This window comes from Sphingomonas panacisoli, assembly GCF_007859635.1.
GTDB classification, from domain to species: Bacteria; Pseudomonadota; Alphaproteobacteria; order Sphingomonadales; family Sphingomonadaceae; genus Sphingomonas; species Sphingomonas panacisoli.
Genome location: NZ_CP042306.1, coordinates 2960113 through 2985641, shown reverse-complemented (window position 1 = coordinate 2985641; position 25529 = coordinate 2960113). Strand labels below are relative to the sequence as shown.

32 protein-coding genes are annotated in these 25529 nt (G+C 66.6%); 22 read left to right on the top strand and 10 right to left on the bottom strand.

Translation table 11 applies throughout. The annotated features are described in order from the left end of the window. Window positions 1-20: 20 nt before the first annotated feature. The 3 genes from FPZ24_RS14875 to FPZ24_RS14865 all read right to left on the bottom strand — a co-directional run bounded on the left by FPZ24_RS14875 (window position 21) and on the right by FPZ24_RS14865 (window position 2427). Window positions 21-512 carry a hypothetical protein gene (locus FPZ24_RS14875; protein WP_146573274.1) on the bottom strand — a complete coding sequence of 164 codons (492 nt, stop codon included), beginning with the start codon at window positions 510-512 and terminating at the stop codon, window positions 21-23. An 84-nt stretch (window positions 513-596) separates the two neighbouring features. Next, window positions 597-1112, bottom strand: coding sequence for a PEPxxWA-CTERM sorting domain-containing protein (locus tag FPZ24_RS17665; protein WP_240047501.1), 516 nt, complete (start codon window positions 1110-1112; stop codon window positions 597-599). A gap of 490 nt (window positions 1113-1602) precedes the next feature. Continuing rightward, window positions 1603-2427: a flagellin N-terminal helical domain-containing protein gene (locus FPZ24_RS14865; RefSeq protein WP_146573272.1), complete on the bottom strand. Its 825-nt coding sequence runs from the start codon at window positions 2425-2427 to the stop codon at window positions 1603-1605. A gap of 290 nt (window positions 2428-2717) precedes the next feature. Here FPZ24_RS14865 and FPZ24_RS14860 point away from each other — a divergent pair, with 290 nt between their 5' ends. From FPZ24_RS14860 to FPZ24_RS14770, 21 genes are all read left to right on the top strand, one after another. Beyond that, window positions 2718-3989 carry a sigma-54 interaction domain-containing protein gene (locus tag FPZ24_RS14860; protein WP_146573270.1) on the top strand — a complete coding sequence of 424 codons (1272 nt, stop codon included), beginning with the start codon at window positions 2718-2720 and terminating at the stop codon, window positions 3987-3989. After that, the gene (fliE, locus tag FPZ24_RS14855) at window positions 3986-4342 is read left to right on the top strand and encodes a flagellar hook-basal body complex protein FliE (protein ID WP_146573268.1); all 357 of its coding nucleotides are present in this window, start codon (window positions 3986-3988) and stop codon (window positions 4340-4342) included. The genes FPZ24_RS14860 and fliE overlap by 4 nt, the downstream gene beginning before the upstream one ends. A 6-nt stretch (window positions 4343-4348) precedes the next feature. Further along, a complete protein-coding gene (gene fliF / locus FPZ24_RS14850) occupies window positions 4349-6043 on the top strand; it encodes a flagellar basal-body MS-ring/collar protein FliF (RefSeq protein ID WP_146573266.1) in 1695 nt (564 codons plus the stop codon). Beyond that, on the top strand, window positions 6043-7047 hold the full coding sequence (fliG, locus tag FPZ24_RS14845) for a flagellar motor switch protein FliG (RefSeq protein ID WP_146573264.1): 1005 nt from the start codon (window positions 6043-6045) through the stop codon (window positions 7045-7047). The genes fliF and fliG overlap by 1 nt, the downstream gene beginning before the upstream one ends. Then, window positions 7040-7456, top strand: coding sequence for a hypothetical protein (locus tag FPZ24_RS17660; RefSeq protein WP_240047500.1), 417 nt, complete (start codon window positions 7040-7042; stop codon window positions 7454-7456). Before fliG ends, FPZ24_RS17660 begins: the two co-directional genes overlap by 8 nt. Beyond that, complete coding sequence (locus tag FPZ24_RS17655; RefSeq protein ID WP_420853408.1) at window positions 7351-7758, top strand: FliH/SctL family protein; 408 nt, start codon at window positions 7351-7353, stop codon at window positions 7756-7758. The genes FPZ24_RS17660 and FPZ24_RS17655 overlap by 106 nt, the downstream gene beginning before the upstream one ends. Next, a complete protein-coding gene (locus FPZ24_RS14835; RefSeq protein ID WP_146573262.1) occupies window positions 7758-9095 on the top strand; it encodes a FliI/YscN family ATPase in 1338 nt (445 codons plus the stop codon). The genes FPZ24_RS17655 and FPZ24_RS14835 overlap by 1 nt, the downstream gene beginning before the upstream one ends. Then, complete coding sequence (locus FPZ24_RS14830; protein WP_146573260.1) at window positions 9085-9504, top strand: hypothetical protein; 420 nt, start codon at window positions 9085-9087, stop codon at window positions 9502-9504. Before FPZ24_RS14835 ends, FPZ24_RS14830 begins: the two co-directional genes overlap by 11 nt. Before the next feature lie 43 nt (window positions 9505-9547). Next, window positions 9548-10651 carry a flagellar hook-length control protein FliK gene (locus FPZ24_RS14825; RefSeq protein ID WP_186728894.1) on the top strand — a complete coding sequence of 368 codons (1104 nt, stop codon included), beginning with the start codon at window positions 9548-9550 and terminating at the stop codon, window positions 10649-10651. A gap of 14 nt (window positions 10652-10665) precedes the next feature. Continuing rightward, window positions 10666-11268: a flagellar basal body-associated FliL family protein gene (locus FPZ24_RS14820; RefSeq protein WP_146573256.1), complete on the top strand. Its 603-nt coding sequence runs from the start codon at window positions 10666-10668 to the stop codon at window positions 11266-11268. A gap of 24 nt (window positions 11269-11292) precedes the next feature. Next, entirely contained in the window at window positions 11293-12213 is a 921-nt protein-coding gene (locus FPZ24_RS14815) for a flagellar motor switch protein FliM (RefSeq protein ID WP_240047498.1), read from the top strand. Then, window positions 12210-12500: a flagellar motor switch protein FliN gene (gene fliN / locus FPZ24_RS14810; RefSeq protein WP_146573251.1), complete on the top strand. Its 291-nt coding sequence runs from the start codon at window positions 12210-12212 to the stop codon at window positions 12498-12500. Before FPZ24_RS14815 ends, fliN begins: the two co-directional genes overlap by 4 nt. Then, complete coding sequence (locus FPZ24_RS14805) at window positions 12500-12760, top strand: flagellar biosynthetic protein FliO (protein WP_146573249.1); 261 nt, start codon at window positions 12500-12502, stop codon at window positions 12758-12760. Before fliN ends, FPZ24_RS14805 begins: the two co-directional genes overlap by 1 nt. A gap of 35 nt (window positions 12761-12795) precedes the next feature. Further along, window positions 12796-13671, top strand: a complete 876-nt coding sequence (gene fliP, locus FPZ24_RS14800) for a flagellar type III secretion system pore protein FliP (protein ID WP_420853407.1) — start codon at window positions 12796-12798, stop codon at window positions 13669-13671. Continuing rightward, window positions 13668-13796 carry a hypothetical protein gene (locus FPZ24_RS17790; RefSeq protein ID WP_275669349.1) on the top strand — a complete coding sequence of 43 codons (129 nt, stop codon included), beginning with the start codon at window positions 13668-13670 and terminating at the stop codon, window positions 13794-13796. The genes fliP and FPZ24_RS17790 overlap by 4 nt, the downstream gene beginning before the upstream one ends. A 3-nt stretch (window positions 13797-13799) precedes the next feature. Further along, the gene (fliQ, locus tag FPZ24_RS14795) at window positions 13800-14069 is read left to right on the top strand and encodes a flagellar biosynthesis protein FliQ (RefSeq protein ID WP_146573247.1); all 270 of its coding nucleotides are present in this window, start codon (window positions 13800-13802) and stop codon (window positions 14067-14069) included. A 2-nt stretch (window positions 14070-14071) separates the two neighbouring features. Next, on the top strand, window positions 14072-14845 hold the full coding sequence (fliR, locus tag FPZ24_RS14790) for a flagellar biosynthetic protein FliR (protein ID WP_146573245.1): 774 nt from the start codon (window positions 14072-14074) through the stop codon (window positions 14843-14845). Then, window positions 14845-15972, top strand: coding sequence for an EscU/YscU/HrcU family type III secretion system export apparatus switch protein (locus tag FPZ24_RS14785; protein WP_146573243.1), 1128 nt, complete (start codon window positions 14845-14847; stop codon window positions 15970-15972). Before fliR ends, FPZ24_RS14785 begins: the two co-directional genes overlap by 1 nt. Window positions 15973-16036: 64 nt before the next feature. Beyond that, window positions 16037-17512: a flagellar filament capping protein FliD gene (gene fliD, locus FPZ24_RS14780; RefSeq protein ID WP_146573241.1), complete on the top strand. Its 1476-nt coding sequence runs from the start codon at window positions 16037-16039 to the stop codon at window positions 17510-17512. Beyond that, complete coding sequence (locus FPZ24_RS14775; protein WP_146573239.1) at window positions 17512-17919, top strand: flagellar export chaperone FliS; 408 nt, start codon at window positions 17512-17514, stop codon at window positions 17917-17919. The genes fliD and FPZ24_RS14775 overlap by 1 nt, the downstream gene beginning before the upstream one ends. Then, window positions 17919-18467, top strand: coding sequence for a response regulator (locus FPZ24_RS14770; protein WP_240047497.1), 549 nt, complete (start codon window positions 17919-17921; stop codon window positions 18465-18467). The genes FPZ24_RS14775 and FPZ24_RS14770 overlap by 1 nt, the downstream gene beginning before the upstream one ends. On the opposite strand, the gene FPZ24_RS14765 is transcribed toward FPZ24_RS14770, so the two are convergent. Genes FPZ24_RS14765 through argH form a run of 5 tightly spaced genes read right to left on the bottom strand, consistent with a single transcriptional unit; the run spans window position 18464 to window position 22989 of the window. After that, entirely contained in the window at window positions 18464-19420 is a 957-nt protein-coding gene (locus FPZ24_RS14765) for a zinc transporter ZntB (protein ID WP_146573237.1), read from the bottom strand. The genes FPZ24_RS14770 and FPZ24_RS14765 overlap by 4 nt on opposite strands. After that, the gene (locus FPZ24_RS14760; RefSeq protein WP_146574593.1) at window positions 19417-20154 is read right to left on the bottom strand and encodes a precorrin-2 dehydrogenase/sirohydrochlorin ferrochelatase family protein; all 738 of its coding nucleotides are present in this window, start codon (window positions 20152-20154) and stop codon (window positions 19417-19419) included. Before FPZ24_RS14760 ends, FPZ24_RS14765 begins: the two co-directional genes overlap by 4 nt. A 2-nt stretch (window positions 20155-20156) precedes the next feature. After that, window positions 20157-21413, bottom strand: a complete 1257-nt coding sequence (gene lysA, locus FPZ24_RS14755) for a diaminopimelate decarboxylase (protein ID WP_146573235.1) — start codon at window positions 21411-21413, stop codon at window positions 20157-20159. Further along, window positions 21413-21652 carry a hypothetical protein gene (locus FPZ24_RS14750; RefSeq protein WP_146573233.1) on the bottom strand — a complete coding sequence of 80 codons (240 nt, stop codon included), beginning with the start codon at window positions 21650-21652 and terminating at the stop codon, window positions 21413-21415. Before FPZ24_RS14750 ends, lysA begins: the two co-directional genes overlap by 1 nt. Then, window positions 21649-22989: an argininosuccinate lyase gene (gene argH, locus FPZ24_RS14745; RefSeq protein WP_146574591.1), complete on the bottom strand. Its 1341-nt coding sequence runs from the start codon at window positions 22987-22989 to the stop codon at window positions 21649-21651. The genes FPZ24_RS14750 and argH overlap by 4 nt, the downstream gene beginning before the upstream one ends. Window positions 22990-23138: 149 nt before the next feature. Here argH and FPZ24_RS14740 point away from each other — a divergent pair, with 149 nt between their 5' ends. Beyond that, entirely contained in the window at window positions 23139-23657 is a 519-nt protein-coding gene (locus FPZ24_RS14740) for a TlpA family protein disulfide reductase (protein WP_240047494.1), read from the top strand. Here the strand turns inward: FPZ24_RS14740 and FPZ24_RS14735 are convergent. After that, window positions 23654-24538: an RDD family protein gene (locus FPZ24_RS14735; RefSeq protein ID WP_146573229.1), complete on the bottom strand. Its 885-nt coding sequence runs from the start codon at window positions 24536-24538 to the stop codon at window positions 23654-23656. The genes FPZ24_RS14740 and FPZ24_RS14735 overlap by 4 nt on opposite strands. Further along, entirely contained in the window at window positions 24522-25520 is a 999-nt protein-coding gene (locus tag FPZ24_RS14730; protein WP_146574589.1) for a stage II sporulation protein M, read from the bottom strand. Before FPZ24_RS14730 ends, FPZ24_RS14735 begins: the two co-directional genes overlap by 17 nt. Window positions 25521-25529: the final 9 nt, after the last annotated feature.

Here is a 25529-nt window from a genome sequence, read left to right as displayed (position 1 = left end):
TTTCCAGAGGCTGCGAAGCGTCATTTCTTGCCACGCAACTCCTTGCGCAGCAGCGCGAGCAGGCTCGGCATGTCGGTGTCGGCGACGTCGGCGATCCGCCAGCCTGCCGGCAGCTTCATCAGCTTGAGCGTCAGCGTGCGGTCGTATTTCCCGCCGAAGCTCAGCGCGACCTTGGCGGTCGCGGTCTTCGCCGTCGCGACCGGTATGGTCACGCGATAGCCGAGGCCGCCATCGTCCTGGCACGAGCACAGGATAACCCAGTCGATCACCCCGACATCGCCGGTGCGGTTGGAGATGCGCTGATCCTTGTTCAGCAGCGCCGACAGCTCGGGAATATAAACGCTCTCGTCGTCCTTCGGCATGTAGCCGGTGCGATCGGCGCTGGAATCGCGCTTCAGCGAGGCGATCCACGGTCTGTAGAGGCTATCGACGAAGGCCTTGGCGGACGCTGCCGGTCCGGCCGGCGCGGGCGCCGCCGCGATCAACGCAAGCGCAATCAAGGCCTGTTTCATAGCTGTTCCCCCTCGCGCGAGGGGATAGCAGGTCTTTGCAATTGGCGCGACCGGGACTGCGAACCGCCCCGGTCGCGCATTTCGTCAGGCGAACGCGACGCGGACGCTGCGGCGGCGCATCGCGCCACCGACCAGGCCGAAGCCCATGATCATCATCGCCCAGGTGGCCGGCTCGGGAACCGCCGCCGTCGCGGGCGTGACGGTGAACGAGGTCAGCGCCTGATTGCCGCTCATCCCGGTGCGGATGTAGCGATAGCCGCCCAGGTAATAGAGGTTGACGTCGGTCGCGGCGGGGTTCGACAGCGCGAAGCTGGTCCCGTCGAAGTCGAGCAGCGGCGTCTGGAACGCGTAGAGCAGATTGCTCGCCGCGGCATAGTTCGTCGGACCGGTGATGCTGAACGTATTCGCGCCGACCGTGACGGTACCGGTGGTGTTGGTGATCAGATACCCGCCGCTGCTGTTCGGCGTGTTCTGCGTCGTGAACGTGCCGCTGCCGCTGATGCCGGTCGCGGTGAAGTTGAAGATGAAATCGCCGGCCGATGCCGGAACCGAAACGAACGCAAGCACCGCCGCGGCGGTGCCGAAAAGCAACTTTTTCATACTGGCCCCTCTTGGTGGAAGACTCCGCACGATGCCGAGCCCCCAGGGCAAGTTACGAAAATGTTAACTAATTGGGAAGGGCAATATTGGCGCTTGATCGTGATCAATATACTGAATCAATTGGAATATTTCGGCCGTAACGGGGTGTGTAGTAGGCGCGTCCGGAATGCCGCTTGCAATGTAGGATTTCGCCTGACAGCGTCGTCGCGCTCTTTGACATCGTGACATCCCCGATGCCGTGCTCCTGCGAAGGCAGGAGCCCAAGCTCGTGCTTTCGCGGGGACACGGCATGTCGCGATCTAGAGTTTCGGCTCCCGGCGGAACATCGTCGCTAGTGTCAACTTGGTGTCAACTTAGGCCGGTCCGGCGCGGCGACGCCGCGCCCAACAGAAAACCCCGGCGGTCCTGCGACCACCGGGGTTCCCTGTTCGGCTCCGCCACCCTGTATGAAGGGGGGCAGGATGCCGGAGCCGTACTCCGGCTGCTCGGATTACTGGAGCAGCTTGAGGACGGTCTGGGCGTTCTGGTTCGCCTGGGCGAGCATCGCGGTCGACGCCTGGCTCAGGATCTGCGCCTTGGCGAGGTTCGTCGATTCGGCCGAGAAGTCGGCGTCTTCGATGCGGCTACGCGCGTCGCTCAGGTTGGTGACGTTGGTCGTGACGTTGTTGACCACCGACTGCAGCTGGTTCTGCGACGCACCGAAACCGGCGCGGGCAGTATTCAGCGCGGTCAGCGCGCTATCGACCGCGCCCAGCGCCGTCGTTGCGTTGGCAGCCGTATCGACCGCCGAGCCGTTGACGCCCAGCGTCGTCGTCGTGATCGACGCGAACGACATCGTCACCGTGTCGGTAGCAGCCGCACCGGCCTGGATCGTGACCGAGCCCGAGGTGCCGGCGGTGCCGTCGAACAGCTTCACGCCGTTGAACGCGGTGTTGGTCAGGATGCTGCCCATCTGCGTCTTCAGCGCGGTGACTTCCGCGTTCATGTTGGTGCGGTCGGCGGTCGAGTAGGTGCCCGAAGCCGACTGCGTGGCCAGTTCGCGAACACGCTGCAGCATGTTGCTGATTTCGCCCAGCGCGCCGTCGGCGGTCTGCGCCATCGACATGCCGTCATTGGCGTTGCGGATCGCCTGGTTCATCGAACGGATCTGCGCGCCCATCGACGCCGAGATGGCGAGGCCGGCGGCGTCGTCCTTGGCCGAGTTGATGCGCTTGCCGGTCGACAGACGCTGCATCGCCTGGTTCAGCATAACGTCCGCGCCGTTCGACGCGGCACCGGCGCGAAGCGCGGCGGTATTGGTTCCGATAACACTCATTGGTCGTCTCCATTTGGTCCGACGTCCCCGCTGCCCCCCACCGGGGAACCGAGCCGTCACAGGAAGAAACGGCAGGCTGTTCCGGCGATTAAGTAATTTTATTTGGCGGGACCCAGATTGGGTATTGGGGCGGACAAGGGGTGCCGGAAGGCGCTGCTCCCTATGCCGCGCGCGCGTAAGGCGTGCTCGCGCGCGTCCTGCCGCCGGAAATTTCCTGCCGCTTCCGGCAACGTACTTAACCGGTCGTTTACCACCTTTGCCGCATTCCCCACTCATCGAAGGGGGAATGAATGCGTTCGATCTATCCGTCAGCCGCACTCGTCAGGCAGAAATACGCGCTCGTCTCGTCGCTCAAGGCCCAAGGCCTGAGCGTCGCCGAGGACAGCGCACGCCCGACCGCGAACGACACCTTCCTGGTCATGGACGGCGAAACCGCGCCGATCGCCGCGCGCACGTTGGTGATCGCCGACGAAGGCCGCGGCTTCACACGGGGCGGTGACGGACAGCCGGCGCGGATAGCGTTCGGCGCGACCGACGCCGCGATCGGCAACGCCTTCACCTACGCGCATGTCGCCGGCCCCGAAGCCGCGACCGCCGCCGACCCGGAAAGCTTGGCGCTGTTCGCGCTGGCCGAACGCGTCGCCGGCGCCGACATCACGGTGCTCGTCAACGGCCCGACCGGCACCGGCAAGGAAGTGCTCGCCCGCACCATCCACCGCGCCAGCCCGCGCGCCGACAAGCCTTTCATCGCGATCAACTGCGCGGCGCTGCCTGAGACAATGCTTGAGGCGATGCTGTTCGGCCACCAGAAGGGCGCGTTCACCGGCGCCTCGTCGGGTGGCGAAGGCTTCTTCCGCGCGGCCGACGGCGGCACGCTGCTGCTCGACGAGATCGCCGAGATGCCGCTGGGCCTCCAGGCCAAGCTGCTCCGCGTACTGCAGGAACGCGAGGTCATTCCGATCGGCGCGACCCAGGCGATACCGGTCGACGTCCGCATCATCGCTTGCGCCAACCGCGACCTGGCCGAGGAAGTCGCCGCTGGCCGCTTCCGTGCCGACCTCTATTACCGCCTGTCGGTCTTCCCGCTGACGACGCGCCCGCTCGCCGAGCGCCCGCAGGATATCCCGGCGCTGACCGCGGCGATGATCCTGCGCCATGCCGGCACGCGTTCGGTCGTGCCATGGCCCGACGCCAGCGCGGTCGAGATGCTGATGACGCACGATTGGCCGGGCAATGTCCGCGAGCTCGAGAACGTGATCCAGCGCGCGATGCTGTTCGCCGCGGGTGACACGATCTCCGCCAGCCACATCATCTTCGATCGCCGCCCGACGCCGCAGGCCGACGCCGTTCCGGCGCGTGCCGCAGCCAATGGCGACACGCTCGCGAACGTCGTCCAGTTCAGCGAATTCCACGCGATCCGCGAAACGCTCGCCGCGTGCGGCGGCAGCCGGATCGAAACCGCACGGCGGCTCGGCATTTCGGAGCGCACGCTCCGCTATCGCCTCGCCAAGGCACGCGAACAGGGTGAGGACATCACCCGCGGCACGAGGATGTCGGCATGAGCATCGGGGGAATCGACGGCGCGATGAGCGTCGACCGGGTGATGGCGCTCCGCGCGCAGATCCTGGAACGCAACCAGGCATTGGCGAAGGTCAATGCGCAGGCCGGGGTGGGTGCGCCCGCCGCGACCGGACCCGCGACCTTCGCCGACTCGCTGACGACCGCCCTGCGCAACGTCAACGAGACCCAGAACCAAGCCGCCGACCTCTCCGCGTCCTACGAACGCGGCGAAACGATCGACATCGCCAAGGTGATGCTGGCTCGCCAACAGGCGTCGGTCAGCTTCGAAGCGACGTTGCAGGTCAGGAACAAACTGCTGTCCGCCTATAAGGACATCATGAGCATGCCGGTGTAATCGATCATGGCCACACAACTCACCCCCATGCCCGACACGGGCACCGAGCCCTTCGCCAACCCGGTGAAGCAGTTGAACGGGATGCTCGCGCAGCCGGCGGTCCGCCGCAGCTTGCCGATGATCCTGATGGTCGGGCTGATCGCGTCCGCCGCGTTGGCGTGGTTCACGCTGTCGACGCCGACGCAGAAGACGTTGTACTCGGGGTTGCCCGACAGCGATAAGTCGGCGGTGATCAGCGCGCTCAAGGCCGGGGGCATCACCGGGCGGCTCGATGAATCGACCGACGCCGTGACCGTTCCCGAGGGCGACTATGCCAAAGCGCGGATGCTGCTCGCGGGGCAGGGACTGCCGAAGTCGGCGCCCGCCGGCTACGCGATCCTCGACAACATGCCGATGGGCACCAGCCGCGCGGTCGAGGGCGAACGCCTTCGCCAGGCGCGCGAGACCGAACTGGCGCGCTCGATCGAGGATATCGACGCGGTGTCCGAAGCGCGCGTGCATCTCGCCGTTCCTGAGAACACCGTGTTCGTCCGCGACAACGCATCCCCGACCGCCAGCGTTGTGCTGAAGCTGGTCGGCGGCCGCTCGCTGTCCGACGCGCAGGTGTCGTCGATCATCAATCTCGTCGCCTCGTCGGTGCCGGGGATGAAGCCTGAAGGTGTCACGATCGTCGACCAGATGGGCGCGCTGCTGTCGAAGCCTGATGGTCCTGGTGCCGCCAACGACGCCCGCATCCGGTTTCAGAACCAGGTCGAGCAAAAGTATCGCGACCAGCTGACCACGCTGCTGACGCCGATCGTAGGCGCGGGCAATTTCACCGCCGAAGTGTCGGCGGACGTCAATCTCGACGACACCAGCTCGACCCGCGAAAGCTACGACAAGGCTGGCGCGCTGCGTGCGGAACAGGGCAATTGGACCAGCAAGGACGGCGCATCCACGTCGCCGCCGCCGCGGGGCATCCCCGGCGCGCTGTCGAACACGCCTCCCGGACCGACCACGGTAACGACGCCGCCCGCGCAGCCCGCTGCCGGTGCCACGCCGGCCGCCGGCGCGACGCCGACGCCCGCGGCGACGCCCGCTACCGGTGGTGGCCTGGCCGATACCTCGAAGGCATCCGACGAATATGCCCGCGCCTACGACCTGGGCAAGGAAGTCTCGGTCACCCGTAACGCCCCTGGCGGCTTGAAGCGCCTGTCGGTGGCGGTGGTCCTGCGCGACGTCGAGGGATCGAAGCCGCGCTCGCCGGTCGAGTTGCAGCAGATCACCGATCTCGTCCGCTCGGCGGTCGGTGCAGACCAGACGCGCAACGACCAGGTGACCGTGATCAGCCGCAAGTTCGTGCCTCCCGCCACGGTCGCCGGTGGACCTGCCTTTTACGAGAGCGACTGGTTCTCGATGGTGATCCGCAACGTGACGGCGATCGTCATTGCGGTACTGGTGCTGCTCTTCGGGGTCCGCCCGCTGTCCAAGGTGCTGCTCAAGAAGCGCGACGAGGCCAATCGCGGCAGCCGCGACCTCGCGTCGCTCGGGATCGGCGCGCCGGCCGGCGGCGGGCGCATTAACGCCCCGGTCGGAATCGACGCCCTAGAAGGTGCGCAGAATTTCGACGACCGGCTCGGCACGGTGCGCGGCTTCACCCGCGACAACCCGGCCCGCGCCGCGCTCGCGGTACGTGACATGATCAAGGCGGACGCACGCTGATGAACGCTCCTTTCCGCTCCTATTCCGGTGTCGAGCGCGCCGCCGTCCTGATGATGCTGGTCGGCGAGGAGGAGGCGGCGAGCATCCTCCAGAAGCTCGATCCCGAGGAAGTGCGCCAACTTGGCAAGGCGATGTTCGCGGTCGCGGACGTCGGCGAGGACCAGGTCGGCGACGTGCTCGACGATTTCGTCGGCCGCGCGCGTGATCGTACCGGTATCGCGTTCGATCCCAAGCCGATCATCGAAACGGTGATGACCAAGGCGCTCGGCCAGGAAAAGGCCGACAGCGTCCTCGCGCGCATCACTCCGCCTGAAGCTGCGTGCCAGATCGACCTGCTCGACTGGATGGAAGCCGGCGAGATCGCGGCGATGATCGAAAAGGAGCACCCGCAGATCGCCGCGGTGGTGATCGCGAACCTAGATCCGACGATCGCCGGCCAGGTACTCGAAATGCTGCCCGATGCGGTGCAGCCCGACATCCTCCACCGCGTCGCGCGGCTGGGGCCGATAACGCCCGAAGCGATCGACACGCTGCGCACGATGCTGGCCGGCCGCACCAAGGCGGCTACGCAGTCGGCTGGCGTCACGATCGGCGGCACGCGCGAGGCGGCTAAGATCCTGTCGGGCGCACGCAAGACCACCGAGCAGCGGGTCATGCCCAAGCTGTTCAAGCTCGACCGCGACATCGCGAAGCAGATCGAGGAAGCGTTGTTCGTGTTCGAGAATCTGCTCGACCTGGACGACAAGAATTTGGGTACGCTGATCCGCAACATCGACAGCGACGTACTGACGCGCGCGCTGAAGGGCGTGGACGAGGAAATCCGCAACCGCTTCCTGGGCTGCATGTCGGCGCGCGCCGCCGACGGCATTCGCGACGAGATGGAAGCGCGCGGCCCGATGAAGCTCGCCGAAGTGCTCGAAGCGCAGAAGATCATCATTCAGCAGGCACGTGCGCTGGCGAAGGACGGTACGATCATGATGGGCGGCGACGACGATTATGTCTGAGGCCAATCTATCGAGCTTCGTCGCCGGGTTCGCCGGCCGCCGCGACGCCGCCGGCGCTGCGCTGCGCCAGGCTTACGCCGCGAAGGGCGTGGCGTTCGCGCCGCGCGACATCACCCCGACACCGCCGGGCGAGCCGGCGCAACCGCGCCATTTCTCGCCGGCCGAAACCGACACCAACCCGACCGAGGGCTGGGATCCGCTCGACGCCGCGCAACCGGCCACCGGGTTCATCGATCCGGTGCAGACCGCGCGGCAGCAGGGTTATGACGAGGGGCTGGCCGCCGCATTGGCAAACGGGGGCGTCTGGGCGAGCGCGACCAGGCGCTGCTCGAAAGCCTCGTCGCGGCCATCGCCGACGACCGTCGCGTCGATCGTGAACGGCTCGCCGGGCATCTCCGCGCGACGGTGATGCTACTGGTGACGAAGATGATCGGTGAGACCGGGATCGATGCCGAGCTGCTGACGCGCCGCGTCGCGAGCGCCGCTGGGATGATCGGCGACGACGCCGAATCGGCCTTGCTCAGGATCAACCCCGACGACCTGCCGCTGGTCGAAGGCAAATTGCCCGAGAATATCTTCGCGGTCGCCGACGGCCACGTTCAGCGCGGTCACTTCGTGCTCGAATCGTCGGCCACGATCGTCGAGGACGGGCCGGATCAGTGGCTCGAACAGCTCGCGCAGGTGATCGACCGTACGGGCCTGCCCGACTGATGCTCAATCGCTTCGCCGCCGACTATCTCGAAAGCCTCGGTACCGCCGACTTCGCCCCCACCCCGAAGGTGTCGGGGCGTTTAGCGTCGTTCGACGGCTTACTGATGGAGGCGGTCGGCCTCAACCTGTCGGTCGGCACGGTGTGCCAGGTCGGTGCGGCGAACGGCGCCAAGGTCGAGGCCGAAGTGATCGGCTTTCGCAACGGGCGCACGCTGCTGATGAATCTGGGCGGCCCGGCCGCCTTGCTCCCGCAATCCTCGGTCCGCCCGATCGGCGCACCGGGCGCGGCCGAAGTCGGCAGCGCGCTACTCGGCCGCGTGGTCGATGGCGCGGGTAAGCCGATCGACGGGCTCGGCCCGATCCGTGGCGCGAAGCATTGGCCGCTTGCGGGAAAATTGCAGGGTCCGCTCGATCGCGGCCGCGTGCTGCAACCGATGGATGTCGGGGTGCGCGCGATCAACGGGCTGCTGACGATCGGCCAGGGCCAGCGCGTCGGTATCATGGCCGGATCGGGTGTCGGTAAATCGGTGTTGCTCGGCATGATCGTCCGCGCGGCGCAGGCCGATGTCGTGGTGATCGGGTTGATCGGTGAACGTAGCCGCGAAGTCGCGGATTTCCTCGAAACCAAGGTCGCTGGCGAGGCGCGCGCGCGTTCGGTCGTGGTCGCAGTGCCGGCCAATCATTCGCCGGTGCTCCGCATCCGCGGCGCTCTGCGCGCCACCGCGATCGCCGAGGGCTTCCGGGCCGAGGGCAAGAAGGTCCTGCTCATCATGGATTCGCTGACTCGCGTCGCGCATGCCGGTCGCGAGATTGGCCTGGCGCTCGGCGAGCCTGCCTCGGCGCGCGGCTATCCGCCCAGCGCGATCGCGATGCTGCCCAACCTCATCGAACGCGCCGGCACCGACGTTAAATCGGGCGGGTCCATCACCGCGATCTACACCGTGCTCGCCGACGGCGACGACGGCAACGATCCCGTGGTCGACAGCGCACGCTCGATTCTCGACGGCCATATCGTCCTTTCGCGCCAGCTCGCCGAGCGCGGCGTCTATCCGGCGATCGACCTCGGACCCTCCGTCAGCCGCGTGATGACCGACATCGCGCAGCCCGATCATATCGCGGCTGCGCGCGTTCTGCGCCGGCACCTCGCGACGTATGAAGAGAATCGCGATCTCGTCCTGATGGGCGCGTATCGCGGCGGGGCCGACCCCGAAATCGACGCGGCGATTGCCTGCCACCCGGCGGTCATGGAATTCATCCGCCAGGACGCTGACTCGATCGTGCCGATGGACGACGCCGTCGCCGAACTGATCGGCGTGTTCGGCGATCATGGCCAATAAGAAGCAACTCGACCGCCTGCTGCGCGTCCGCACGCTCCAGCTGAACATGACCCGCGCGGCCGAAGCGCAGGCGCACGACAAGCGTGCGAGCGAAGCCGATCTCGCGCACCGCATCGCGCAACTGGCGCAGAATGTCGCGCCTGCACCCGCCGAAGGTAGCGGCTTCGCGCTCGTCGCCGCCGCGCACTTCCGCTCGCGGCTCCACGCTTCGGCGGAGATGGCGCAGGCGCGGCTGGTCGATGCCGAGCGCGCCGCCGACCTCGCTGCCGAAGCCACGCGCGAAGCCCGCCGCGACCAAAGTGCGATCGAGAAGCTGATGGCCCGCGCCGATGCCGAGGCTGCGCTCAAGGCAATCCGCGAACTCGAAGTCGCGCCGCCGGTTCGGAAAATTCGGCACGATCCTTGCTGAACACCTCATGCGGTGCAGTGCACGCACCGCGATAGAGGTACGTATGTCAGCTCTGACCAGTCCTGCTGCCAGTTCGATCGCGCTGCCCGCACCGGCCGCGCCGCCCTCGGCGAACGCCTCTCATGCGCCCAGTTCGGGCGGCTTTTGCGAGGTGATGAACGACAAGAAGTTTAAGCCGGCGGCCAAGGAGTCCGCGGGCGACGACAAGGGGCAAGACGATGCCGCCACCGGCAAAGATTTGCCGGAAAAGGACAAGGACGTGGATCCCGCGCTCGCCTGGCTGTTCGGCCCGCCGACAGTCTTGCCGCCGATCCCGGCGCCGAAGCCACCGATCGGACCTGACATTTCGGTCGTGTCGGACGGCAGCATCCCGGAAGGCTTGGCACCCATCTCCGGCCAAAAGATCGCCGACGTGATCCCGGCCGTAATCGAACCGCCGGTTACCATCGACACACCGGTTGCCGACTTGCCGGTCGCCAAGCCGACGAACGACGCTCCCGTCACGCCGCAGCCGATCAAGCTGCCGTTGCTGCAGCCCGCGAAGACGCCGCTGCCGACGCCGGTGTCGCTCAATCCGACACCGGCACCGTCCGTCGCCGCGCTGCCCGCGCTCTTCGCGCTGTCGATGACCGACCGGATGAAGCGCGACGACGATTCGATCTCGTCGCTGACTCCGACTACCGCTTCCTCGCTCTCGCAGCCGACCACTACCCTGCCGGTCGCGCCGATGGGCGACGCGCAGCGCCAGACGCTCGACATGGGACGCCAGGACTGGCCGCAGAAGATGATCGATCACATTGAGGCGCTGCGGGACAACGCGAACGCCAACGACACGTCGATCCGCTTGAAGCCCGAAGCGCTAGGCCGCGTCGATATCGCGCTGCGCACGCACACCGACGGCGCGATCAGCGTGCGGTTCACCGCCGAGCAGCCGAACACGCGCACGATGCTGGTCGATGCCACGCCGCAGCTCTCCGCCGCCGCCGAAGCGCGCGGTATCCGTCTGTCGGGCACCAGCGTCGATCTGAGCGGGCAGGGCGATCAGCGCCCGCATCCGCAGGCCGAGCGCACCCAGCCCATCTCCAACCGCCTCGCGACGACGCGCGGCGACGACAACCAGGCCGTCGAAGACGGCCGCATCGCTTAATCCGGGGGTTTGTAATGAGTGACGAAACAGAAACCGCGACCGACGCCGCACCCAAGAAGAAAAAGGGCAAGGGCAAGCTGATCATGATCCTGGGCGCGGTGACCGTGCTCGGCGGCGGCGCGGGGGGTGCCTATGCGCTCGGCTATCTCGGCGGCGGGCACGCCAAGTCGGCGGCCGAAGAGGCGGGCTACAAGATGGTCCCCAAGAGCGAGCAGAAGCGCGGTGGGGGCGGCGCGGGCAAGGAAGGCGAAGGCGGCGGTGGCGGCAAGGCGCCGCCTCCCGGTGTCGGCGGCGACAAATATGCGTCGAACTATTACCCGCTCGACAAGGACTTCACGTCGAATCTGCAGGACAGCGTCCACTACGTCCAGGTCGGGATCGCGGTATCGACGCCATACGACGATACGGTCATCGAAAACCTGAAAACCAACGAGATCGCGGTGCGCTCCGCGGTGCTGATGGCGCTCGGCGACGCGACCGAGGACGAGGTCTTCACGAGCCAGGGCAAGGACAAACTCGCCAAGCGACTGGCCGCGGCGATCAACGCGACGCTGAAGCAAAAGGAAGGTTTTGGCGGGATTAGTAACGTTTACTTTACCAGTTTCGTTGTTCAGTGAGACATGGTTAACGAGACGTCCACCATGTCCGAGGAGGACCGCCGCGAGCGGCCGCGCGAAGGCGCGACGCATGCCGCGGCGTTGGGTGGCGCGAATCTCAACCCGTTCGGCGATCTCCACACGCTCCAGCACCTTTCGGCGCGTCTCGCGCGGAGCCTGCGCGGCGTGTTCGAGCCATTGCTCCGGGCCGAACTGCGTATCTGGGCGGAACCGCTCGCGGTCCAGCGCTTCACCGATTATCGCGCGGAACGGCCCGAGGTCCTGACCGGCTGGATGCCGCTGGCGATGAGCCCGGGTACCGGCCAGACTCTGCTGGTGATCGACGGCAAGTTCAGCCTCGAACTGCTCGACCTGTTCTTCGGCGGCAACGGCGCCGCGCCGCACGATATGCCGACCGAGTTCACGCCGGCGGCCGAAGCCATGATCCAGCGGTTGGGACGGATGATCGCCGAGCCAATGGCGACGGCGTGGGAGCCGCTCGCCAAGATCCATTTCGCGCCCGGTCGCGTCGTCGGCGATGCCGCGATGGTGTCCGGGATCGATGGCGATGACCCGGTCATCGTCACCCGTTTCGGCATCGGCAAGGGCTCGGCCAAGCCGGTGTTCGTCGATATCGTCTACCCGGTCCAGTCGCTGAAGCCCTACGCCCCGTCGCTGACCGGCAAGGTGCTCGGCGCGGCACCCGATCCGGCGTGGCAGAACGGCCTGGCGAAGGCGATGATGACGGTGACCTTCCCGGTCCGCTCGGTTCTTGCCGAACCGGTCATCAGCCTCGCCAAGCTCATGGAGCTGAAGGAGGGCGACGTGATCCCGATCACCGTCGCCGCCGACGTCCCCGTCATGGTCGCCAAGGGGCGGCTGGGCACCGGGACCGTCGGCACGTCCAACGGCCGCGCCGCGATCCGTCTCAATCATCTGTCTCTGAACCCTGAGGAACTCGCATGACCGACATGTCCGGTACTTTTCCGGTCGACGCCAACATGGCGGCCAATTTCCGGCTGCTGCAGGATGTCGACGTCAAGCTGACGGTTGAGATCGGCCAGACCCGGCTGACCTTGCGCGAGCTTCTCGCGCTCGGCGAAAGCTCGGTGATCGAGCTCGATCGCGCCGCGAACGAGCTGCTCGACGTCTTCGTCAACGGCACGCTGATCGGTCGCGGCGAAGTCGTCACCGTGGGCGAGCGCTTCGGCGTGCGCCTGACCGAATTGGTCTCGCCCGAAAAGCGCGGCTGATGCTCTGGAGCTACATCCTCAAGCTGGTCGTTCTGCTGCCGCTCGTCTGCGGCCTGATGATCGGCTGTCTCTACGCTTGGCGCCGACTCGAGGGCCGGCTGAACAAGCAGCAGGCGACGCGCCTGCTCAAGGTCCAGGAAACGATGATGCTGTCGCCGGGCCTGCGCCTCGCGGTGATCGAATTCGAGGGCAAGAAGCTGCTCGTCTCGGTCGCGCGCAGCGGCGTGACCCTGATCGACAAGAGCGGGGCTAGCCAGTGACGCATGTCCGCCGCCTGAATGCCGACGGTCCCTCGCTGTTTCGCGGGCCGGTGCCGGCGAAGAAGCATAACGGTTTCGCGAAGGCCGTGCTGATCGCGCTCGCCGCGATCGCCTTGCTCGTCGTCGCGATGCCCGCTTTCGCGCAGGCAGCACCCGCCGCGCCGACCGTTGCTGCTCCCGCGGCGCCGGTGACGCCCGGTGTCGGCGACGCGGTCGACCGCGCGCTCGGCCAGCTTGGCGGCCCGGGCGCCGCTGCCGCCACCAATGGCGCGGCGAAGGCCCCGCTATCGCTGAGCCTGCAAGTGCTCATCATCATGGGCCTGCTGACGATCCTGCCGGGTCTGCTGCTCATGATGACCAGCTTCACGCGGATCATCATCGTGCTGTCGCTGCTGCGCCAGGCGCTGGGCCTGCAACAGACGCCGCCGAACCAGGTGCTGATCGGCCTGTCGCTGATGCTGAGTTTCTTCGTGATGGCGCCGACGATCAATCAGATCAACACGCAGGCGATCCAGCCCTATGCCGCGGGCCAGATCCAGGGCACCGAACTGATCAGCCGCGGCGGCGCGCCGCTCCACGCGTTCATGATCAAGCAGACGCGGGTCAAGGACCTGACGATGTTCGCGCAGATGGCGAAGTCGGGTCCGTACAAGAATTCGATCGACGTACCCTATTCGGTGCTGCTCCCGGCGTTCATCACCAGCGAGCTCAAGACCGCGTTCCAGATCGGCTTCCTGATCTTCCTGCCGTTCATCGTCATCGACCTGGTGGTCGCGACCGTCCTGATGTCGCTCGGCATGATGATGATGTCGCCGACGATCATCTCGATGCCGTTCAAGCTACTGCTGTTCGTGCTGGTCGATGGCTGGGCGATGATGATGGGAAGCCTTGCCGGGAGTTTCGCGACATGACGCCCGCGGCCCCACCTTTCCTGCCGGATTTCCTCCGCATTCCGCCGCGCCCGGCGAAGCGCCCCGCGACGACCTGGTGGCTCGATCTGCCGCCCGGCACCGACCCCAAATACCGGATCAACTAGACGATGGACGCCGATTACTTCCTTGGGGTCGCCAACCAGACCATGTGGGTGCTCGCACTCGCCGCGGCGCCGGTGCTGATCCCCGCGCTCCTCGCCGGCCTGATCCTGGGCATGGTCCAGGCCGCGACTTCGATCAACGAGCAGACGCTGACCTTCGTCCCGAAACTGGTGGTGGTCGGCATCGCGCTGGTCATTTTCGGTGGAATGATGATGGGGCTGCTCAGCGACTTCATGATCGATATTTTCGGCCGCATTCCCGATCTGGTGAAGTAGCCATGCTGGGCTTCGGCCTCGCCATCGAACCGCAGCTATGGGCGCTCGTCTTCGTGATGGTGCGGATCGGGGCGGCGTTCATCGCGGCGCCGGTCTTCGGCGCGGTGTCGATTCCGTTGCCCGTGCGCATTTCGCTGTCGGGCGCGATCGGCGTGCTGGTGCTCGCTGTCCATCCGGTCACGCCGCCGTCCGCGGTGTTCGGCCTCGCCACTTTCATGAGCGTCGCCGCCGAGGCGCTGATCGGTCTGTCGATCGGCTTCGTCCTGCAGATCGCCTTCGCCGCACCGATGATCGCGAGCGAAGTGATCGGCACCTCGATGGGGATCGGTTTCGCGAGCGCGATCGACCCGCAGAACGGGCGCTCGACCCCCGCGCTCGGCCAGTTCCTGTCGGTGCTGATGACGCTCCTGTTCCTGTCGGTGAACGGACACCTCGTGCTCGTCGATATGCTGGTGCGCAGTTACGCCGTGCTGCCCCCCGGCGGGTCGTGGCTCGCGGCCGACCGGCTCAAGGATATTGCGTTCTTCGGCGGCTACACCTTCGCCGCCGGGCTGATGCTCGCGCTGCCGGTCGGGTTCCTGTTGCTTTGCCTCAACCTGATCGTGGGGATGATCAGCCGCGCCGCGCCCAGCCTCAACCTGTTCGCGGTCGGCTTGCCCGCCAGCCTGGCGGTCGGGGTGGTCGCGCTCGCGCTCGCGATGCCCGCCATGGGTGATTACATGCTCGTCATCGTCCAGGAAGGCCTGGATGCGGCGCAACGCCTGGTATTCGGCTGATGGCAGAATACGAAGGCGACAAGACAGAACTGCCAACAGCCAAGCGTCGCAAGGACGCGGTCGAGCAGGGCGATGTTCTCAAATCCCGCGAATTCGCGACCGCGCTTATCGTGCTGGCCGGGTGCGGCTGGCTGGCGTTGTTCGGCCAGTCTTTGGTCACGGCATGCGAAGGCATCATGACCGCCAGTTTCCGCTTTGGGCGCGGCGATATTGAGGATTGGTCGCCGCTCAAGCCGCTCGAACAGGCCGGGATCGGACTGGCCTGGCCGATCGGCAGCCTGATGCTGATCGCGATTCTCTCTGCGGTATTCAGCCAGGCGGGGCTCGGCTCGTTCAACTTCAACGGCAAGCTGATCCAGCCCAAATTCTCGCGCATCAACCCGGCATCGGGGCTGAAGCGGATCTTCGGGCCGAGCGGCTGGATCGAGCTCGGCAAGTCGTTGCTCAAGGTCATCCTGCTCGGCGGGATCGGCGCGTGGCTGCTGTGGCGCACCGCGCGGCCGACCCTGGGCCTGTCCTCGTCGGCCGACGTCGCGGGCGCGGTTAACCAGCTGTCGGGCACCTTCATCACCATCCTGTTCGTGATGGCGGGCGGTCTCGTCGTGATCGCGGGCATCGACCTGCCGATCCAGATCATTCGCTTGCTGTCGAAACTGCGCATGACCAAGCAGGAAATCCGCGACGAGCATAAGGAAACCGAAGGCTCACCCGAGGCGAAGCAGCATCTCCGTCAGCGTCAGCGCGAGATGAGCCGGCGATCGGTACGCAAGGCGGTCGCCTCGGCGCACGTCATCCTCACCAACCCGACGCATTTCTCGGTCGCGCTCCGCTACGACCGCGACAGCGACGTCGCGCCGGTCGTCGTCGCCAAGGGCCGCGGCGTCACCGCGCTCGCGATTCGCGATGTGGCGGGCGAGGAGCAGGTGCCGATCCTCGAATACCCCGCGCTGGCCCGCGCGGTCTATTATACCAGCCGCGAAGGGCAGGAGGTCCGCGACGATCTCTATGCGGCGATCGCGACCGTTCTGGCGTTTGTCTTCAACCTCGACAGCCGCGCCCGCGCGACCCAGCCGATGATCGATGTCCCCGCCACCGCGCGCTTCGACGAAAACGGCGTCCGGCAATGACGAATCCGCTTAAAAACCCCCGTTTCCGGCCGTTCTTTGCTGAGACGCGCGCGGAGATTTAGAAGTGACCACGACACCCACCACGACCAGCAGTGCGACGACCTCGGCCGCGCAGGCGCTTTTCACCTCGCTGTCGAGCGGATCGGGGGTCGATACCAACGCGCTGGTGACGTCGCTGGTCCAGGCACAGTTCGCCGCCAAATCCGACGCGCTGAGCAAGCAATCCGACACGATCACGTCGCAGATTTCGGGCGCGTCCACGCTGATGAGCAACGTCAGCCAGTTCGCCGCCGCGCTGAAGACGCTGGCGACCGGCGGCACGCTCCAGTCCCAGCCGGTTTCGTCGAACACCAGCGCCGTCACCGCGACCGCGATCTCGGGCGCCAAGCTGTCGGGTCTGTCGTCGACGATCAGCGTCGCGCAACTCGCCAGCGGCCAGACCGCGCGCACGACCACGCCCGTCGCGACGCGCACCACCGCGCTCGGCACCGGTCAGCTGACCCTGACTCTCGGCACCGCGACCTACGACTCCACCCCCGCGATGACCGGTTTCACCGCGGGCGCCGGCACGCCGGTGACGATCGATATCGTTGCGGGCTCCGAAAACCTCGACGGCATCGCCGCCGCGATCAACGCGAAGGCCGCCGGCGTCACCGCCTCGGTCGTGACCGACGCCGACGGCAGCGCGTATCTGTCACTGAAGGGCGCAAGCGGTACGACCCAGGCCTTCACGTTGGCCGCGACCACCGATCCGACCGGCAACCTCGCGCAGCTCAACGTCGGCATGGGCGCGTCCGGTACCGCCCTGACGACAGTCGCGCAGAACGCCCGGCTGACGGTCGACGGCGTCACCGTCGAACGCGCGTCGAACACGATCGACGATCTGCTGTCGGGCGTGAAGCTCCAGCTCGTCGGGACCACCAGCACGACGCCGGTGTCACTGACCAGCACGACGCCGACCGACGCGATGAAGGGCGCGGTCAACGATTTTGTCGATACTTACAACGCGATGCTCAAGACGCTGAACGAGCAGATCGACCCGAAGACCGGGCCGTTGCGCGGCGACCCCGCGGCGCAATCCTTGCTTCGGTCGCTCCGCACGCTGACCACGACGCAGTTGCTCGGTTCGGCCGCGCCCGGCACGCCGACGACGCTCGGCGAGATCGGGGTCAAGACCAACCGCGACGGCACGCTGGCGGTCGATACCAACGCACTGACGCACGCGCTGTCGGTCGCGCCCGATTCGGTCGAGGCGATGCTGTCCTTCTCGTCCAACAGCACCGACGGCCTGACCGCGGCGCTCAATTCGATCTCACTCAACGCGAGCAGCACGCTGTTCGGGCTCGGCGCATCGACCAAGCGCTATAACGAGCTCGCTTCGTCGGTGGCGAAGCAGCAGGACGCGATATCGGTACAATCGGACGCGATGACCACGCGGCTGACGCAGCAATATGCGAGCATGAACGCCAAGGTCGCGGCATACAAATCGACCCAAGCGTTCCTGAAGAACCAGATCGACGCCTGGAACAAGAACGGCTGATGCCCGCCTACGCGACATCTCTCGGGGCGGACCCATACACGACGTATCGCCAGATCGACCTGGTCGGGCGCACCGCCGCCGCGGCGGACGGGGCGGCGTTGGTGCAATTGCTCTACGAAGAACTGATCCGCGCCCTGCGCGTGGCCGCCTGGGCGACGCAAAAGGGTAATTTCGCGCTGAAGAGCGAGAAGGTGACGCGCGCGACCGCGATCCTGTTCGCGCTCGAATCGGGGCTCGATTTCGATGGCGGCGGGGACGTGTCGCACACGCTGGCGCGGCTCTATACCGGCGCGCGGGCGACGATCATCAACGCCAGCATCGGCCATGATGCGCGGCCGTTCCGGGACGTTGCCGACAATCTAGAAGAAATAGCCGCCGCCTGGGCGCATGTGCGCGGGGCGGCGTGATGGCGATGAGCGACCCGCACCGGCCGATGCGCACGATCCTGGTGGTCGACGACAGCCGCACGACGCTGAATTCGATCGGTGAGCGGCTCACTGCGATGGGCTATCTGACCGCATTGGTCGATAATGGCGGCGAGGCGCTCGATCTGATCACGGCGCGCGGTTTCGACCTCGTGCTGCTCGACATGGTGATGCCGGGGATGAGCGGCATCCAGGTGCTCGCCGAACTGCGCTCGCGCACCGAAACGAGCGATTTGCCGGTGATCGTGATCACCGCGCGCGACGAAGCCGAAGCGGCGGTCGAGGCGCTGGCCGCCGGGGCCGACGACCATCTCGCCAAACCGTTCGATTTCGACGTCCTGGTCGCGCGCATCGAGCGCACGCTGGCGCGCGGGCGGCGGATCGCCGACCTCAAGCGTTCCAACGCCTCGCTCGACGCTCGCATCGCCGCACGCGCGATGGAATTGGGCGAAGCGCGCGCCGAACTCGCCGACGTTCGGGCCGACCGCCAGCGACTCGCCGCCGAAATGGCGCGATTGCGGGCCGCCTAACCCCGCAACCAGTGCTGGCGCACGAAATACGTCGTCACGCTGACCGCGGTCAGCACGCAAATCCCGATGATCGCGTCGAACGCCCAGGGCTGATCCGCCAGCCATAGCCCGCGCACGTTCATGCCGTAGAGCCCGGTCAGGAAGGTCAGCGGCAGGAAGATCATCGCGACGATCGAGATGATCAACCCGCGCTGGTCGATCTGTTCGGCGCGCAGATCGGTGAGCGCTTCGTGCATCAGCGCGGAGCGTTCGCGGATGCTTTCCAATTCTTCCGCCATGCGCGCGGCGCGGTCGGCGGCGGCGGACAGGTGCGTGCGGTCGTCGTCGCCGAGCCATTCTACGGGTAAGGTCGCAAGCTTTTCGAGGGCCGTACGCTGCGGCGCGAGGAACCGGCGATACCCGATCGACTGTGCGCGCACGCGCGTGACGGTGTGGCGCAATTCGAACACTTTGTCGGGACTCAATTGGGTTTCGCACTCGTCGAGGTCATCGCCCAAATCGGCGACATCCGGATCGAGGTCGGCGGTGATCGCCGTCGCGAATTCGGTGATCAGGTCGCCGGGATCGCGGACTCTGCCTTCCTTCACGCAATCCTCGACATGATCGATCGCGGTCAGCTTTTTGCGCGTGATCGAAATGACGCGACCCTTGACCGCCCAGATCCGCACCGACGCCAGCGGGTCGGACGAACTCAGCTCATCATCCGATCGTCCGCGCAAATTGATCAGCGCGCCGTCGCCGAACTGCTCGCAGCGTGGCCGCGTTTCGGTCGCCGTAAGCGCCTCGACCAGATAATCGTCGAGCTTGGCGGTGTTGGCGAGCCAGTCCTGCGCGTGTTCGTTGTTGGTGTTGAGATGCACCCAGACCAGGCCGCTGCGGGCTTTGAGCGCGTCCTTGATCTCTGCCTTGATCGCCTTGCCGGCGGCGGTGACTTGATAGGCAAAGCCGCTCATCGCGCCATCTCCAGATACACGGTCAGCCCGTCGCCGGGGTCCAACGGCGGGGCAGGGGAAACGATCCGCGGCGCGTCGGCGCGCGCGCGGTCGAGGATGGCGGCGGGCACATCGGGCGCGTGGAGCACCCGGTCGGCTTGGGCCAGCGCGCGGGCTTGACGGAGGGTGAGGTCGTCGGGGTCGTGGGAGGCGAGCATCACTCTTTCCGTGCTCCCGCGAAAGCGGGAGCCCAGGATGACAGAGGGCTTTCCTTGAGACCCTGGATTCCCGCTTTCGCGGGAATACGAATCCAGTAATTCGCCGATTGCCAGCCGACGTTCGCCGCTTTCGGGATACTTTTCGCGCAATCGCTGTGCTGCCTCGGCAACATCGCCCAGATCGGCCGGCAGCATCGTCTCCAGCCGCTGCCGCAGCGCTCCGGCCAGTCCTGCCGATGCGCCACCAGTCCCGACCGCCACGATCACCGGCGAGCGATCGACGATCGCGGGCAGGGTGAAGTCGCACAGGTCCGACCGATCGACCGCGTTGACTAGCACACCACGTGCCTTGAGCCGCGCGACCGTGGCCTCGGGCGCGTCCATCGCCACGATCGCCAACGACGCCTCGTCATCTTCGCCGACGATCACCGCGCCAGCGCGTTCAAGCAAACGTCGTTTCGCGTCTGCTGCATCGCCCTCGCCGATCAGCATCACCGGCCGCCCCTCCAGCCGGACGAACACTGGTAGGCTGTGCAGGCTTACAGCCATTCGGGAACGCGTTCCTCGTCCATGATCGTCTTGGGCGAAATGCGTTCGGCGACGACGGCGTAGCGGTCGCCATCGACCATCACCTCGGGCACCAAAGCGCGGCTGTTATAGGTCGAGGCCATCGTCGCGCCGTACGCGCCCGCGGTGCGGAAGATCGCGAGGTCGCCTTCCTTGACCAAGTCGATGTCGCGCGCCTTGGCGAAGGTGTCGCCGCTCTCGCACACCGGTCCCGCGATGTTGGCGACGAAACGCTCGCCGGACGGCTTCACCGCGACGAAATCGTGCCAGGCATCGTACAGCGCGGGGCGGGCGAGGTCGTTCATCGCGGCATCGACGATCACCCAGGGATTGGCCGGCGACGGCTTGACCCAGATCACCTTGGTCAGCAGCACACCGGCATTGCCCGCGATGACGCGGCCGGGCTCGAACATCAATTCGACGTCCCAGTCGCGCGTTACGCGGGCGACCATTGCGCCATATTCGTCCGGCCAGACCGGTCGATCCTCCGCCCGGTAGGCGACGCCGAGACCGCCGCCGAGATCGACGCGCGTCACTGCGTGGCCGGCGGCGCGGAGATCGGCGACGAGCTGACCGATGCGGTGATAGGTTGCCTCCATCGGCGCGACGCTCAGCAATTGGCTGCCGATGTGCGAGGCGACGCCGCGCAGGTCGAGGCCGGGAAGGGCGGCCAGCCGGGCATAGATGGCGGGGGCATCGGCGATCGCGACGCCGAACTTATTCTCCGCCTTGCCGGTCGAGATCTTGGCGTGCGTCCCGGCATCGACGTCGGGATTGACTCGCAGCACGCACGGCGCGCGCTGGCCGCGCGCGGCGGCGATCTCCGACAGCGCGACGCCTTCGGCTTCGAGTTCGAGGTTGAACTGGCCGATCCCGCGATCGAGCCCTTGCGCGAGTTCCTGACGCGTCTTGCCGACGCCCGAGAACACGATGTCCTTGGCCGGCATCCCCGCCGCCAGCGCGCGCTCGAGCTCGCCGCCCGACACGACGTCGGCGCCGTACCCGGCATTCGCCATCAATCGCAGCACGGCCAGGTTGGGGTTGGCTTTGATCGCATAGGCCAGGTGGACGCGTGGGCAGTCCTTCAGCCCGTCGCGAAACGCCGCCGCATGGCGTTCGAACGTCGCGCGCGAATAGATGTAGACGGGCGTCCCCACTTCGGCGGCGATGCGCGCCATGGGGACGTCCTCGGCGTAGAGCTCGCCGTTTCGCAGGTTGAAATGATCCATCAGTTCTTCGGCGGCAGATCGAATTCGTTGCCCTGACGCTCCTCGGAGCTGCGGAGCAGTTCGTCGCTCCGTTCGGGCCTTGCCTGGCTGGAGGCGGTGAGGAGTTGGGTCGGCTTTGGGGTCGCGGCGGCACCATAGGGTGCGACCGGCAAGGCCTTGCCCGCCGCCGGTTTGAGGTCGCGCGCCGCGCCGCAAGCCGACAAGACGATCACCAAACCGAGTACAACCAGACGCTTCACTTCTTCTCTCCCGCGCGCGCAGCCATGGCCGCCGCGATGGCTTCGCGCACTCGGACCGGCGACGTGCCGCCGAGACTGGTGCGGCTCGCGACCGACGCATCGACGCTCAGCACGTCATAGACGCGTTCGTCGATCCGGTCATCGATTTGCTTGAGCGTTTCGATCGGCAGCGCGTCGAGGCCGATCCCGGCATCCTCCGCAGCCTTCACCGCGCGCCCGGTGATGTGGTGCGCCTCGCGGAACGGCACGCCGGCTTCGCGCACCAGCCAGTCGGCCAGGTCGGTCGCGGTGGCAAATCCGCTTTCCGCCAGCGCGCGCATTCGGTCCGTGCGGAATGTCGCGGTCTCGACCATCCCGGTCATCGCCGCGATCGACAACGCGAGCAGGTCGTGCGCTTCGAATACCGGCGGTTTGTCGTCCTGCATGTCCTTCGAATAGGCGAGCGGCAGGCCCTTCATCGTCACCGACAGCGCGGTCATGCAGCCCATGATCCGTCCGGCATGCCCGCGCACCAATTCGGCGGCATCGGGGTTGCGCTTCTGCGGCATGATCGAGCTGCCGGTCGACCATTGATCGGACATCGCGACGAACCCGAACGGCTGCGACGCCCAGATCACGAATTCCTCGGCGAGGCGGCTCAGGTGCAGCGCGCATTGCGTCGCGGCCATCAGGTAATCGAGCGCGAAGTCGCGGTCGCTGACCGAATCGAGGCTGTTGCTGGTGGGGCCGTCGAAGCCGAGCGCCTTGGCCGTCATGTCGCGATCGAGCGGGAAGCTGGTCCCGGCCAGCGCGGCCGCGCCGAGCGGGCAGCGGTTCATCCGCGCGCGATTGTCGGCGAAGCGGCTGCGATCACGCGCGATCATGTCGTGATACGCCATCAGGTGATGGCCGAGCGTCACCGGCTGCGCGGACTGGAGGTGCGTGAAACCAGGCATAACCGCGTCGGCATGTTCGTCGGCGCGAGCGATCAGCGCATCTTGTAGCGCGCCAAGTGCCGCCCCGACCTGATCGATCGCGTCGCGCACCCACAGGCGGAAATCGGTCGCGACCTGATCGTTGCGCGACCGCGCGGTGTGCAGCCGCCCGGCGACCGGCCCGATCTTCTCGGCCAGCCGCGCCTCGGTCAGCATATGGATGTCCTCGAGCGCCAGATCGTCCGGCACCCCGTCGCGCTCGTAATCCTTGGCGACCGCGTCGAGTCCGTCGGCGATCGTTGTCGCGTCCGCCGTGCTCAATATCCCCGCCTTGCCCAACATCGCGGCGTGCGCCTGCGACCCGGCGATATCCTGTCGCCACATCCGCTTGTCGAACGGGATCGAGGCATTTATCTCGCGCATCACCGCGGCCGGTCCATCGGCGAACCGTCCCCCCCCACATGGAGTTCGTGGTCTTGCGCTCGCTCACGTTGATACTGCCCGTCCTCTTGCCAGTCCTGCTGACCGCCGGTTGCGATAGGCAATCGCCCGCGAACGAGCAAGCGAACGCCTTGGACGTCGCCAACACGACCGACGCCAACGCGCCGACGCCCGACGAAGCGACGGCACCCGCGGACAATGGCGTCGACGTGATCGGCCAACTCGACCGCAAGCATAAGGGGCAGGCCGCGCCGACCGCCGCGTTCGAAGGACCGGACGGCGCCAAGCTCACGCTCGCGGGATTTGCTGGCAAGCCGTTCGTGCTCAACCTGTGGGCAACGTGGTGCGGCCCGTGCAAGGTCGAGATGCCCGCGCTCGACAAGATCGCCGCCGAAGGCAAGCTGCCGGTGGTGACGATCAGCCAGGATCTGAACGGCGCGGCGGCGGTGACGCCGTATTTCGCGGCGGCGAAGTTCAAGGCGTTGAAGGCCTATCTCGATCCCAAGCTCGGCTTCTCCGCCGCGCTCGGCAATCCGAGCCTGCCGACGACGATCCTCTACGACGCAAAGGGCCATGAAGTCTGGCGGATGACCGGCGGGATGGATTGGACCAGCCCCACCGCGCGCGATCTGCTGGGCGAGGCCGGCTAAGCCGCGCGCTCGCGGCTGGCTTCCGAATATTTGTCCGCGCGCCGGAGCCCGACCATCATCTGCCGCTCCAGCCGCGCGCACAAAGCGGCGTAATAGTCCGACAGGAAGCCGTAATCGTCGCCGTCGTCGGGCAAATCGGCCTTGCGCCGGATCGCCGCGGCGACGGTGACCAGCGAATCGTTGTCGGCCAGGCGCAGGACCTCCTCCAGCGTCTGCAGTTCGTATTCGCCATACAGGCTGAGCGCGTGGTCGCTGAACGTGCGGCGCGGCTGGTCGCTCTGCGCGAGCGAGGCGACGATGTCCTGGCCCAGCTTGACCTTGGCTCGTTGCACCACCCATGTCCCCGCGAGCAGATCGCCGACGCGTAGCCGGTCGCGGTTGAACAGCGGGAAGAACAGGAAGATTCCGCTCCAGATCAAGGCGAGGATCGAGATCATCTTGTCGGTGCCGCTCTCCGCGATGGTCGAGAAGAAGAACGTCATCGGCAGGAAGAATTCGATCTCGCGCATCGCGTTGCGCGCGATCACCGCGCCGCCGGTCAGTCGCGATCCGTCGCGCGCGACGACCCGCAGCCCGATGATGCGCTTGCCCGGCGTGGCACCACGCCCGCCCATCTCGAACAGCGCGAACCAGCCGTTGCGCAGGAAAAAGAAGCCGATCAGCCACAGCCCGCCGAGCAGCACTGATTCGGTGGCGATCGCGGTGGCGCCAATGACGATCGTCGCGACCGCCAGGATCGCGAGCATCATCAGCAGGTCGAGCATGAACGCGCCGGCACGCGCGCCGGCCGTGCTCAGCTCGATCTTAAGGTCGACGCCCTCAGGCGTGACGAAACTGCGCCGCAGAGCGGTGGCGGGATGAGGTTTACGCGGTCGCGCCATCGTCCCTCCGCGGCCAATAGAAATAGAGGAACCAGCCGAGCAGCATCGCGATCCCGATCGTGTAGCGCGCGGTGTCGGAGGTGATGGTCTGGCGCCCGATCCCCTCGAGCAGTCCGGCCACTGCCAGCATCACCACCGTCCCGCCCATCGCGGTCGCAGCCGATCGCCCCGCCGCGACCGCGGCATCGGCGCGCGACTTGCGGCCAGGAAAGGCGAGCGCGAGCCCGATGCGGAACCCCGCCGCACCCGAAATCATGATCGCGAACAATTCGGTCGTACCGTGGATCATCAGCCAGCCGATGAATCCGTAGGCGAGCCCCTTAGCGGCGAACACCTCCACCAAAGCGCCGAGCATCAGGCCGTTATAGACGATCAGTCCCGCGGTCGGGATGCAGAACGCGAACCCCAGCGCGAACGAGAAGATCGAGATCTGCGCATTGTGCGTGAAGAGGAAGGTCGCAAAGAACGCCAGCGCGCTTTGCTGACTGTCCTTGCCGCCGTCGTAGATCGTGCTTTTGAGGAGTTGCGCGCTCGCGGTCGGGTCGCGGCCTTGCGCCATGCCGTCGGGGAACAGGATGTAGAACCAGCTCGGGTTGTTGCGGACCAGCAGGTAGGCGACGATCGCGCCCGCCGCGGTCAGGATGAAGGCGACCAGCGTCTCCTTCCACAACGACTGCACCGCCTTGGGCCAGCTGCGCGCGAAGAAATGGCCGAGTTGGCGCATCGGCGAAGTCGGCACGCCGTAGATCTGGAAATAGGCGCGCGTGCAGAGCTGTTCGAGATACGCGACCAGGCTCTTGTCGAGCGACGTCTCGCGCGCGACCGACAGCGACGACAGGGTCGAGCGATAGAGCACCGGCAACACCAGCAGCGCCTGTTCGGGGACACCGCGCACGCCGCGCTTCTCGATCGCGGTCACGATCTTGTCGAGTCGCTCCCAATCGGCTTCATGGGCCGCGCGAAAGCGCGTCGCATTGACCATCGGCACTTG